An 8,004-nucleotide genomic window follows, 5' to 3' on the forward strand; every position below is an offset into this window, starting at 1 on the left:
GCTGAGCCGGGCGGTGCTGGGCCGTGCCGGGCAAGTCCTGCTGATTCGGAGTGCGTCACGTGATCCCCCTTTCGCTTGAAGCCGTCGCGGCCGCCGTCGGCGGCCGTCTGTGCGACGTGCCGGACCCGGCCGTGTTGGTGACCGCGCCGGCGGCCGTCGACTCGCGCGCAGTCGAGCCGGGTGGCCTCTTCGCCGCGCTGGCCGGTGAGCACGCCGACGGGCACGCCTTCGCGGCCGACGCGGTGATGGCCGGGGCGGTGGCGGTTCTGGCTGAGCGTCCCGTCGGTGTTCCGGCCGTGATCGTCGATGACGTGCTGGGCTCCCTCGCCGCGCTGGCCCGCACCGTGCTGGCCGAAGTCCCGGAGGCGATGGTGATCGGGCTGACCGGTTCGGCGGGCAAGACCAGCACGAAGGATCTGATCGCGCAGGTGCTGCCCGAGCTCGGGCCGACAATCGCCACGGTGAAGTCGTTCAACGGCGAGATCGGGATGCCGTTGGCCGTCACCCACCTGGACCGGGGCGTGCGGTACATCGTGCTGGAGATGGGCGCCCGCGGGATCGGGCACATCTCCCACCTGACGCGGATCGCCCCGCCGACGGTCGGCCTGGTCCTGAACGTCGGCACCGCGCACGTCGGCGAGTTCGGCGGCCAGGAGCAGATCGCCCAGGCCAAGGGTGAGCTCGTCGAGGCCCTGCCCGCCAAGGGGCTGGCCATCCTCAACGCCGACGATCCGCTGGTGGCCGCCATGGCCCCCCGGACCCGCGCTCAGGTGATGACGTTCGGCACCAGCAACGACGCCGACGTACGGGCCGCGGACGTGGTGCTCGATGAGGCGGGCCGGGCCTCGTTCACCCTCGTCGCCGCCGGCCGCGACGCGCAGGTCGCCCTGACCCTTCACGGCGCGCACCACGTGTCCAACGCGCTGGCCGCGGCCGCTGTCGCGATCGGGCTGGGCGCCGACGTCGAGAAGACCGCCGGCGCGCTCTCCCGCGCGGTGCTGGTGGCGTCGGGGCGCATGGAGGTCACCGACCGGCCCGACGGCGTACGGGTCATCAACGACGCGTTCAACGCGAACCCCGATTCGATGAAGGCCGCGCTCGGCGCCCTTGAGGCGATGAACAGCGGGCGGCGGACCATCGCGGTCCTGGGGGAGATGAAGGAGCTCGGCGCCGACGGCGGCGACGGGCACCGGCAGGTCGGCCGTCTCGTCGCCACCTCCGGCGTGCAGGTGCTGATCGCGTCGCGGCGCCGACGCGCAGGCGATGGCCGACGCCGCCCGGGAGAACAACCCGAGCCTGACGGTTGTCAGCGCCTCCGACCGCGACCACGCCCTCACCCTGGCCCGCGACCTGGTCCGGCCCGGCGACATCGTCCTGGTGAAGGGCTCCCACAGCGTCGGGCTGGAGCACACCGCCGAACGGCTCGCCCAGCCCGACACCATGGCGGGCGACCGCTAGACGCCGGCCAGCGGCCGGGCCGCGGGCTGAAGGAGCAGCGCCCCCAGCCCGGCCACCTCACCGACGCCCATCGTCACGACCACGTCACCGGGACGGGCGAGATCGGCGAGCACGCCGGCGGCCTGGACAAGGCCGTCGGCCGCGTGGACACGGCCTCCAGCGCTCGCGGCCGCGTGCTCGATGCCCTCCCCGGTCACCGCGCCGGCCTCGGTCGGCACCGCGTCACGCACGGGCAGGAGCACCACCTCGTCCGCGCCTGCGAGCGCCGCGCCCATCCGCGGGCCGAGTACCCGCACCCGCGTCGCCCCGCAGGGCTCGAACGCGACGAGCACCCGGCCATCGGTCAGCTCCCGCGCGGCCGCGATGTCCAGGGCGATCGCGGCGGGGTGGTGGGCGAAGGAGTCCACCACCCGCACCCCCGCCACCGCGCCGAGGAGCTGCATCCGGCGCTGTACCCCGGCGAAGCCGGACAGCCCGGCCGCCAGCACCTGCGGCGCCTCGCTCAGGGCCCGGCCCGCCGCGTACGCCGCGAGGGATGCGAGCACTGCCGCATGGCCCGGCGAGCGCACCGTCCATGACACCTGGACCCCGCGCGGGTCGAGCACGGTCACCGTGCTGCCCCCGGCCGCCGCCGGGACGGCGGACAGCAGTCGGACGCCGGCCTCCGTGCTCTCGCCGAAGGTCACCACCTGCGTGCCGCCGTGGCCGCGGACCCGGCCGGTCACCTCCCGGGCGCCGGCGTCGTCGGCCGAGACCACCAGCGTCCCGGCCTGGGTGGCGAAGTCCGTCAGCGTGCCGACTACATCCGCCGTGCCGGCGAAGGTCTCGGGGTGGTCGTCGTCGGCGTTCAGCACGACCGCGACAGCCGACCGGTACAGGGCCACGCTGCGGTCGGACTCGTCACCCTCGGCGATCAGCAGACCCGACCCGGCGTGCCCGTTGACGCCGCCGACCGGTGCGGCACCGGCCGCCCACGACGGGCTCAGGTGCCCCACAGCGGCGGCCAGCATCGCCGTCGCCGTCGACTTCCCGTGCGTCCCGGTCACGACCACCGACCGCTCCGCCCCGGCTACCAGCTGCGCCAGGACGTGCGAGCGGTGGGCCACCGGCACGCCCGCGGCGCGGGCCGCGACGATCTCCGGGTTGGCAGCGTCGATGACGCTGGACCACACGACCACCGACGCACCCGCGATGTTCGCCGCGTGGTGCCCGGCCCGGACCCGGCAGCCCGCCGTCTCCAGCCCGGCCGCCGCCTCGCCCGCCTTGACGTCCGAGCCGGACACCTGCGCGCCGCGACCGGCGAGCAGGAGGGCCAGCGCGGACATGCCCGCCCCGCAGATCCCCACGAAGTGAGGGCGGGTCAGGTCCAGCGGACCGACCGGCGACGGGATCTCCACGTACCTTGTCTCAACCACAGCAGTCTCCTCGTGTGTGAGGTGGTGCCTGATGTGACGCTCCTCCCGCAGGAGGCGGGAGAAGGGGTTGCAGGGAGCCGGGCCCAGAAGGAGCCCGTCCCGTCCCCGCACGTGGCCTGAGCAGCGGCCCGACATGGCGGCGGCTGCAGGGCATGGGCGGGGAAGTTCAGAGAGCGGAACGGCGGTGGAACGGGACGCCTTCGCGGGCGTCGGGTGAGGACGGCCTGACAGCCCCTGTATGTCGCGAAGAAGGTCACCACCCCAGCCGTGCGGGGCACGCTCTCGCCTGTCACGGCGCACTCCCCTGCGGCGGCTCGCTCTGCACCAGGCACCGACGTCGACGCTGGACAGCGTCGATGGCACTCACGCTGCCCTCACCGTGCTCGATGCGGGCCCGGTAGTCCTCCCAGTCGCGGTCGGTCCAGTGGTCCAGGCCCGCTGGAAAGTCGTCGGTGCCGATGCGGGTCACTGGTTCGCCTCCACAGCCGGGACGCCGTACACGCCGGCGCACGGGATGCAGGCGAACAGGGCGTCGTCCCGCAGTATCGGCACCGGAAACCTGGGGTCCGGAGTCCCGCTGCACCAGCAGCACGAGCGGCCGGTGATCTGCTGCGCACTCAGCCGCTCGCGGTGAATCGCCGGGGCGTCCACGTAGGCGCTGGCGAATGGCTTGCGGTGCATGCTGGGCGTCGTCATGTGGATGCCTCGCGGTCGGGAAGCCTGCGGTGGCCATCCCCCACGGGGGAACGAGGGAGGGCCACCGGCGCCTGAGGTGTTCACCGGGGCGCACGTCCAGTCCAACGCCGCGGCGTGGTCAACAGGTAGGAAAAGTGGACCCGTTACTATTCGCGGTGACCGGAAATTCCTGAGGGCGGGATCCCCGCAACCCCTCCACGCTGCATGATCACGCGGCTACGGTGAGTGCGTGGAAGGAAATTTCCGGTTGCAGGCCCACATGACCGAACACGCCTTCAAACAGAGCGCGTTGGCCGACAGGGTGAACGACGAGCTGAAGGCGGCCGGTCACAACGGGACCGTCGGTGACCGCACGGTCCGCAACTGGGCAACCGGAAAAACCCGCTGGCCGCACCAGCGCCAGCGAGAAGCCCTCACGGCAGTATTCGGATGCACGCCCGTCTGCCTTGGCTTCTATCCCCCCGGCATGCCCGCACCGCCCTACGAGGACCCTTCAGCCATGCTCCGCCGCCGCTTTTGCACCGCCGCCACATCCGCGCTCGCAGCCACCGCCCTGCCAGCCGCCGGCACCCGTCCCACCACGGTGGGCACCTCCGATGTGCTCCGCCTGCGGGACGGCCTGGACCGGCTCACCGTGCTCGATCAGAAGCGAGGCGGACACGCCGCCCTCGAGCGCGCCGCTCTCGCGGGCGCAGCCGAGGCTGTCGGCCTCCAGGACCACTCCGCCTCGCAGACGGTCCGGCAACGGCTGTTCGGTGTCGCCGCCGACTACACCACGGCCGCCGCCTGGTCGTGCATCGACGCCCGCCAGCTCGACCGCGCCCGCAGCCACGTGAACGAGGCGCTGAGGCTGGCCGGGCTGTCGCAGGACCCCGTGGCACTGATGCGCGTGTGGAACTCCACCTCGATTCTTGCGCACCAGCTCGGTCACTACTCCGAAGGTGTCGCAGCAGCACAGGCGGCTCAGTCCTGCGCGATCACTCGCCGCGATCCGCTGTTCGGATCCCTCGCGCACGCCCGGGCCGCAATCGGCCACGCCTACCGGGACGACCGGCAGGCCGCTATCCGCTCGATCGGATACGCCGAAGAGGCCCTGGTGCGCGCCGAGGCGCGCCCCCGCCCGTCCTGGATCGCCTTCTACGGGCCCGCGGAACTGCACGCCCTGACCGGGATCGTCCGCATCCGTCTCGGACAGAGCGCGGACGCGGAAGCCGCCTCGCACCGCGCCCTGTCCGCGCTGCCGGCCGCTTACCGGCGCAATCGCGCCATGACCACCGTGGACCTCGCCATCGCCCAGCTCCACCAGGGAGACGCCGAGCAGGCCTGCGCCACGACCGAGGACGCCTTCACCCTGATGTCCGGCAGCCCACTGCCCGGCCGGCTGCGCGTCCAACTGGGCGACTTCTACCGTGATCTCCTCACGCTCGCGCCCTCCACCACCGTGTCGCGCGAGTGGGCCGACCGTTACCGATCCGAATGGAGCCCTGCGTGACCACGGCACCCGCCATCGAACTGCGCCGCTACGGACACAACGACCTGCCCGACATCCGGCAGACCCTGCTTGACGTCCATGCCGACGCCTACTTCGACCGGCGGCACGAAGAGTTCGTACAGCGCTTCCCCTGGTTCGTGGACCACTGGGGCGGGCGGGAAGGATTCGCGTGCGTCATCGCCTACGAGGGCGGTGAACCCATCGGGTTCACCTACGGGGCGCCAGGCGAGCCCGGCCGCGAATGGTGGCGTGAGTACCTGGCCGAAGATCCGGCCGACCCGTCGACGTTCTCCGTCTCGGAACTGATGCTCAGGCCGAAATGGCGCAAGCAGGGACTCGGACAACGGCTGCACACCGCGCTGCTCGCCGACCGGCCAGAAGCCCTGGCCGTGCTCACGGTGGACACCAAACGGCCCCGGCTCCAGGCCCTCTACGAAGGCTGGGGGTACAGGAAGGTCGGGGAACGTCAGCCGTTCCCGGACTCCCCGCTGTATGCCGTGATGCTCCTCAACCACAAACACACGGCCTGACCGGTACCAACTTGCGGCCCGATCCCACCCGGAGCGGGCCGTCGTCGTCGGCGTACGGGCCGAACCTACGCGGGTCTCACGCGCTGCCGGGGCGGGTGAGACCGAGCACGACCGGGGCCTCCCCGCCGGTCCGTCTTCGACCCAGGAACCGGTGAGTGGACAGGATCGTGCGCAGCGCCTGGTGCATGGCGGCCTGCTGGGCGTGGACCAGCTCAGCGGGCAGGTGGAGGGCAGCCGTCGCGTCCTGCCGCCACAGCACACGCAGCGCGTGATGGCGCGCTCCGCCTCTGAGGTCTCGCAGTTGGCGCGCGACGCTGCCCAGGGCGACGGGTGGGTGGTCAGCGTCGGCTTCCGCCAGCCGGTGATGACCTGCCCGGGCTGCGCGGACGGCCGGGCCCGGTCCGCGAGCACGGGGACTGCCAGCGGTGCATGGGCCACGTCCATGCGGAGTCCAGGTGCGTGTACTGCCTGCGCCAGGTGGAGCGCCGTTGCAGCCCGAGACGGGCTGACCGCGTCGAAGGGTGCGCGCACCCGTGACGTCGACGCGGTCGTCTCGGCAACGGTGATCCCGCACTATCCGCCTCGGCTTGAAGGCGATCCTTTCCGTCCAGGCTGTCCCGCGCTGCTCCTCATGGTGGCGAGCCAGTAGGCGAGTTCCTCCGGGGCTTCGAGGGCCGCCGGGGCGAGCGGGCCAACGAACAGCAGTTCGGGGCTGGCGGGGCCGCCGCTCATGGTGGTCATTGCCTCCAGGAGCGCTGCCTGCGCGGTCACCCGCTGTGGCAGCGTCTCCTGTGCAGCGACCCGGGCAGTGGGGTCGGCCATAACTCCGGAGTGGGTGGCCAGAGCCTTCGCCATCCAGATGTCGACCTGAGCGGCCACGGCCGGGGACCGTCCGTACAGCATCCGCAGCCGCCAGAGCGACGGATCGTCCGCCTCCGCGCACGCCGCGGCGTCCAGCTTCCTGGCCTGCGCCAGGTCCAGCAGATTCTCCGCCCGTAGGATCGCCCAGTCCCGGAGTTCCTTCTCTGCCTGGCGGGCAGCGGCCCGCGCATCAGCAGCGGCCTGCTCGCGCCAGCGCTGTCCCTCGGCTGCGGCGATGGCCACCGGATCGGCCTGCGGGTCGTACGAAGTATCCGGTGACGCCTCCGGTACCGCTTCGACCCGCAGCCATTGGGCGAGCTCTGCCTCCAGCCGTATGTTCTCCGTCCCGCCCACCGCACCGCCCGTACCGGGTGAACAAGAGATGGTCCGCGACCTCGCGGCGCCGGCTCCCGACACTCCAGGCGTCCAGCCCGGTCGCCACGGCACACACCCGTAGCCTCGCCTCTGCCGCCGCATCGCTCGCCAGGGTCACTTCGCTGTCCAGACCGGTCATCCCGGCTCCCGCCGAACCTCGCCCATCGAGCGGGCGGTTTCCGCCCCCGGATCCTGCCCGCCCCCTACCCCTGCTGTACAGGGCGGAGCGGGCATAGCGTGTAGGGCATGACCAGCGGCGGCAGGCAGCGACGGGACGGTTCGGCCAAACGCGTCCAGATGACGAGCGGCGACCACGGCAGACCGAAGGACAAGAAGAAGACCCGACGCAAGACCACCAGCCCGTCAGGAACCGCCGCCCGCGCCGCAGTCCTGCGTGAGGTGGACCGATTCCGGCGGGCCATCCAGGAAGCGGAGCAGCGCCGGGCAGCCCGCCAGGCCTCCCGGGTCCAAGACCATCCGGCACCACCTGGCACAGAACCCGGCCCGCAGCGTCGCGCGGCCCCGCCGCCGCGCGAGGGGACCTGAGGACGTCCAGCACTCTCGCACGAGCCGGAGTCGGTGCGGCAGAGCAGGTCCGGGAGTGTTGTCTCCCCATGGTGGGCCGTTTCTTCCAGGGGGTGAGGTGCGCCTGCGTTCAGCCACGGGTCTAGATCCACCACGCGAGAAGCGCAGCCAAACCCGTGCCGCAGCCGTACGCCACGCCGCGGACCAGTCCGACGATGGGCAGGCTGTGGGACGGCCCGAAATTGCCGAACGAGCCGGGGCCGTACGCCATCTCCAAGTGACGTACGGCCTGCGCCAACGGGGCGCTCGAATTCAGCCAGAGACCCCCGCGAGGAAGACAATCGCCGCGCCCGCGAGGAAGAACCGGAAGGGCCACTGCACGGGCTGATGCTTCACCCAGGCGATCTGACTCATCACGGTGAGCTGGCGGCTGAGTACCGGCAGGGGTCGTGCTGCTGCAAGGCCGCCGCCAGCTCGCCCACGGTGCGAAGCCGGAGATGGCCGGCACACGCGGAGCCCGAGGACGTCATGAGTGATCCCCCGGGGCCCTGGGCGCCTCCGGGCGCGGACCAGTTCTAGGCAGTGTCTTCAAAGGGGCTTGAGCCAGAGGAATAGGGACGCGATGGTGACGGCTGCCTGGTAGGACTCGCGG

The 8,004-nt window shown here is 72.0% G+C and carries 8 protein-coding genes and 1 pseudogene; 4 read left to right on the plus strand and 5 right to left on the minus strand.

Features of this window, described 5'->3' with window-relative positions:
- The first annotated feature begins 59 nt into the window (after positions 1-59).
- Positions 60-1,458: pseudogene (locus BM536_RS37175) on the plus strand (UDP-N-acetylmuramoyl-tripeptide--D-alanyl-D-alanine ligase).
- Here BM536_RS37175 and BM536_RS37180 read toward each other — a convergent pair.
- The 3 genes from BM536_RS37180 to BM536_RS37190 form a co-directional block, all read right to left on the minus strand.
- A complete protein-coding gene (locus BM536_RS37180) occupies positions 1,455-2,873 on the minus strand; it encodes a UDP-N-acetylmuramate--L-alanine ligase (RefSeq protein WP_158086583.1) in 1,419 nt (472 codons plus the stop codon). The pseudogene BM536_RS37175 and the gene BM536_RS37180 sit on opposite strands and share 4 nt — an antisense overlap.
- A 289-nt stretch (positions 2,874-3,162) precedes the next feature.
- Positions 3,163-3,342, minus strand: a complete 180-nt coding sequence (locus tag BM536_RS37185; protein WP_073498160.1) for a hypothetical protein — start codon at positions 3,340-3,342, stop codon at positions 3,163-3,165.
- The gene (locus tag BM536_RS37190; RefSeq protein ID WP_143651083.1) at positions 3,339-3,554 is read right to left on the minus strand and encodes a hypothetical protein; all 216 of its coding nucleotides are present in this window, start codon (positions 3,552-3,554) and stop codon (positions 3,339-3,341) included. Before BM536_RS37190 ends, BM536_RS37185 begins: the two co-directional genes overlap by 4 nt.
- A gap of 244 nt (positions 3,555-3,798) precedes the next feature.
- Here BM536_RS37190 and BM536_RS37195 point away from each other — a divergent pair, with 244 nt between their 5' ends.
- Together BM536_RS37195 and BM536_RS37200 are read left to right on the plus strand one after the other, a co-directional pair.
- Complete coding sequence (locus BM536_RS37195; RefSeq protein ID WP_245873985.1) at positions 3,799-5,061, plus strand: NsdA family TPR-like regulatory protein; 1,263 nt, start codon at positions 3,799-3,801, stop codon at positions 5,059-5,061.
- Complete coding sequence (locus BM536_RS37200) at positions 5,046-5,591, plus strand: GNAT family N-acetyltransferase (protein WP_073498154.1); 546 nt, start codon at positions 5,046-5,048, stop codon at positions 5,589-5,591. Before BM536_RS37195 ends, BM536_RS37200 begins: the two co-directional genes overlap by 16 nt.
- A gap of 76 nt (positions 5,592-5,667) precedes the next feature.
- On the opposite strand, the gene BM536_RS40985 is transcribed toward BM536_RS37200, so the two are convergent.
- Both BM536_RS40985 and BM536_RS37210 read right to left on the minus strand, forming a co-directional pair.
- A complete protein-coding gene (locus BM536_RS40985; protein ID WP_158086584.1) occupies positions 5,668-5,850 on the minus strand; it encodes a hypothetical protein in 183 nt (60 codons plus the stop codon).
- A 314-nt stretch (positions 5,851-6,164) separates the two neighbouring features.
- The gene (locus BM536_RS37210) at positions 6,165-6,806 is read right to left on the minus strand and encodes a hypothetical protein (RefSeq protein ID WP_073498152.1); all 642 of its coding nucleotides are present in this window, start codon (positions 6,804-6,806) and stop codon (positions 6,165-6,167) included.
- A 267-nt stretch (positions 6,807-7,073) separates the two neighbouring features.
- On the opposite strand from BM536_RS37210, the gene BM536_RS40535 reads away from it, so the two are divergent.
- Entirely contained in the window at positions 7,074-7,373 is a 300-nt protein-coding gene (locus tag BM536_RS40535; RefSeq protein WP_143651085.1) for a hypothetical protein, read from the plus strand.
- Positions 7,374-8,004 lie beyond the last annotated feature (631 nt).

This window comes from Streptomyces phaeoluteigriseus, assembly GCF_001896135.2.
Classification (GTDB): Bacteria; Actinomycetota; Actinomycetes; order Streptomycetales; family Streptomycetaceae; genus Streptomyces; species Streptomyces phaeoluteigriseus.

Bases quoted from the DNA above. Each gene is read 5' to 3' on its own strand.
- BM536_RS37190 (WP_143651083.1), bottom strand. From the start codon at position 3,554: ATGCACCGCAAGCCATTCGCCAGCGCCTACGTGGACGCCCCGGCGATT.
- BM536_RS40535 (WP_143651085.1), top strand. From the start codon at position 7,074: ATGACCAGCGGCGGCAGGCAGCGACGGGACGGTTCGGCCAAACGCGTC.
- BM536_RS37200 (WP_073498154.1), top strand. From the start codon at position 5,046: ATGGAGCCCTGCGTGACCACGGCACCCGCCATCGAACTGCGCCGCTAC.